Below are 2,989 nucleotides of genomic sequence, written 5' to 3'. Positions count from 1 at the left end.
ACGATCGAAATCTTAGCAACTTTACCACCCCCCGGCATAACTGCACCGACGAGAGCGTGACCAACTTCGTGATAAGCGACGATTTTCTTCTCTTTTTCCGAGAGAACCCGGCTTTTCTTCTCTAAACCGGCCACTACCCGCTCGATTGCCTCATTAAAGTCCTCTTGGGCGACGGTGCTGCGTTGATTGCGGGCTGCCAATAAAGCGGCCTCATTGACTAGATTAGCTAAGTCAGCACCAGCAAAACCGGGGGTACGGGTAGCAATCTGTTTTAAATCTGCATCCGAGCCTAATTTTACCTTACCTGCGTAGATTTCGAGGATTTTTAAGCGTCCAGCCAGATCGGGGCGATCAACTAACACTTGGCGATCAAAACGGCCGGGGCGTAAAAGGGCGGGATCAAGAGTTTCGGGGCGATTAGTGGCGGCCAGCACGATCACCGTCGCATCACCAGCGTTAAAACCGTCCATTTCCGTCAATAATTGGTTTAAAGTCTGTTCCCGTTCATCGTTACCCCCCATAAAATTACCGTTAGCGCGAGATTTACCGATCGCGTCTAATTCATCGATAAAAATAATACAGGGGGCTTTTTTCTTGGCCTGTTCAAACAGATCCCGCACTCGGGCTGCCCCTGCACCGACAAAGAGTTCCACGAATTCCGAACCTGAGATACTAAAGAAAGGAACCCCCGCTTCTCCTGCGACTGCTTTTGCCAGCAGGGTTTTTCCTGTCCCCGGCGGACCGACTAAGAGGACACCCTTGGGAATCCGCGCCCCGATTTGAATGTAACGTTGGGGATATTTGAGAAATTCGACGATTTCGGCCAATTCGGTTTTCGCTTCTTCCACACCGGCCACATCTTCAAAAGTGGTTTTGGTGGTGTCTCCTTCCACATAGACTTTAGCGCGACTTTTGGTAATCGATAAAGCCCCAGCTGGACCACCGCCACCGCTGCGAGCGAGGAAAAATTGCCAAATACCAACAAAAATCAGGGGAGGAATCACCCAACTAAGGACACTACCAATCCAGCCATTTTTTGGTGGTGGTGCGGCGGCGAATTCTACGCCCTTGGCTTCTAGACGTTTGGGCAATTCTAGGTCAAAAATCGGTGTAGTGCTGAAAATTCGTCCGTAGTTGCCCTCTTGGTCGTTTTTAAGCTGATAACGAATCTCATTCTGTCCCACGGATACCCTAGCGACGTTGCCATCTTCCACTTGGTCGATAAAAAGACTATAGGGAACTTTGGGGACGCTAGGGCCAAATAATTGCGGAAAAAGGAGGTTAACAATCAGAAATAAGCCGCCCACGGCTAATAAAACATTACCGATCAGGCGGGATTGTGAAGGAGGTTTGCTTTTTATACTCATTGCTGGGCCTGATTCATTAAAATTAGTCTCTATCCTCTCCTCATTGTAGGCTGTTGACTGCTCAAGTTCAGATTGAATCAGGCAGGGGGATTACCGTCGTCTTCGGGCGGTTTTTGCTCTAGTAAAGCCTCTAGACGAGTTTGGGCAAGCTCAAAATCCGGCGCAATCCCTAAAGCTTTTTGATAACAGGCGATCGCTGCTTGGGTTTCGCCCAAATTTTCTAGGGTACTGCCGCGATTGTACCAAGCTTGATAAAAATTATCGTCCGCTTCTAGCACCTGTTGCCAACATTCTAAGGCTTCTTGCCAACGTTGCAGTCCGTATAGGGCGCTGCCTCTAGCGTTAATGACTTGGTGATCGTTGGGGGTGATTTCTAGGGCGCGATCATAACTATTTAACGCCTCTTCGTAGTTACCGATCATGGCTAAGGCACCACCACGATTATGCCAGGCCGAGGCTAATTGGGGATCGATCGTCAAGGCCTGTTCCCAATCAGCGATCGCATTTGACCAATTGCCTAAATTTGCCTGTTCTAAGCCCTGATTAAACCAATCTGCGGCAGTTTCAGGGTTTTTACCCTCCTGGGGGGAAAATTGAGCGATCAGACTATTAATAATGCTTTCTGCGTCCTTATTTTCGATGCCTAATTGTTCGGCCATTTGGCCCGCTAGGGTAGGATCGTTGTGCAGACGGTTAAATAATTCATCGAGGGTGAGGGTTTCTAATTGGGGATTTTCCGAGTCAGCACCGTTAAAATCGCTAGTTTCACCCGAATATAAGAGATTTTCTGGGGGTTGCGGCAGGGAATAACTGCCAAGGTCCTCATCGTCGCCGGCGTATTCCCAGATTAAAGTGGCAGTTTCTTTGGTGTAGAGTTGATAACCGATCTCGTAGGAAGCTTCACCAATACGTTCAATACCGGGGAAAGCGCGGGCTAATTCTCCTAAACGGATCATTCTGCTGGCGAGAAGTTGGTTAAGGGAAGCGGAGGATTGCAGACGTGTCCCAAAGCGCTCTAACCATTCTACCCAATCTTTTTGCCGACCTCGATCGCCCAGTTTCTCAAAAAATCTCAGAATTCTGCCTTCGTGCCAACCGTGGGACACTCCATCGAGTAACTGCATATAGAGAAACTCGTAATCTGTATCGGTTAGGGGAACAGATTCGATCGCTTGTACTTTCCCCTTTCCCCCTTGTCCCCCCAAAAGTCGGGTAAAAAAGTTTTCGATCGCACGCCAAAGTTTTCTTAAAAGTCCCTGCATTCTAATCTCGACACTGGTTTTATTAATCTTGCAAGCATCACCCAATTAGTCTAGCAGTTATCAGTTATCGGGGATTGACTCTCCCCCGCTAACCGCTCGCGCGGTGTAGCGGGGGATTCTCGGTTCTTAGGCTTTTAACTAGATCGACCGAGTTTAACCCAGTCGATCCCCGTCAAATCGCCTCCGCGAGCGTTTTCTAACACGGTCAGTCCGACCGCGTTTTTTCCTCGGTTCTCAATTACCTTCGCTGATGCCGTATCTCTCGGTTCAATGTGGCCGCAAGAATCACACCGGTGAACTCTTTCCGATAACGCTTTTTTACCAGTAATTGCGCCACAATTCGGACACTCTTGCGAGGTT

General features: G+C 48.8%; 3 protein-coding genes. All 3 read right to left on the bottom strand.

All coding sequences use genetic code 11. The features are described from left to right. The coding region (gene ftsH / locus PX484_RS04430; RefSeq protein WP_288102991.1) for an ATP-dependent zinc metalloprotease FtsH at positions 1–1,367 on the bottom strand (1,367 nt) is incomplete at its 3' end. Positions 1,368–1,444: 77 nt separating this feature from the next. Continuing rightward, complete coding sequence (locus PX484_RS04425) at positions 1,445–2,629, bottom strand: tetratricopeptide repeat protein (RefSeq protein ID WP_002801042.1); 1,185 nt, start codon at positions 2,627–2,629, stop codon at positions 1,445–1,447. Between the two features lie 134 nt (positions 2,630–2,763). Continuing rightward, on the bottom strand, positions 2,764–2,989 hold a 226-nt coding region (locus PX484_RS04420), incomplete at its 5' end, for a zinc ribbon domain-containing protein (protein WP_288102989.1).

It is taken from the genome of Microcystis sp. M49636_WE2 (assembly GCF_030065375.1).
Taxonomy (GTDB): Bacteria; Cyanobacteriota; Cyanobacteriia; order Cyanobacteriales; family Microcystaceae; genus Microcystis; species Microcystis aeruginosa_C.
This window is presented reverse-complemented; position numbering and strand designations above follow the sequence as displayed.

What these genes read in the sequence shown, in the direction of transcription:
- PX484_RS04425 (WP_002801042.1), bottom strand. Translation starts at nt 2,629, where the DNA reads ATGCAGGGACTTTTAAGAAAACTTTGGCGTGCGATCGAAAACTTTTTT.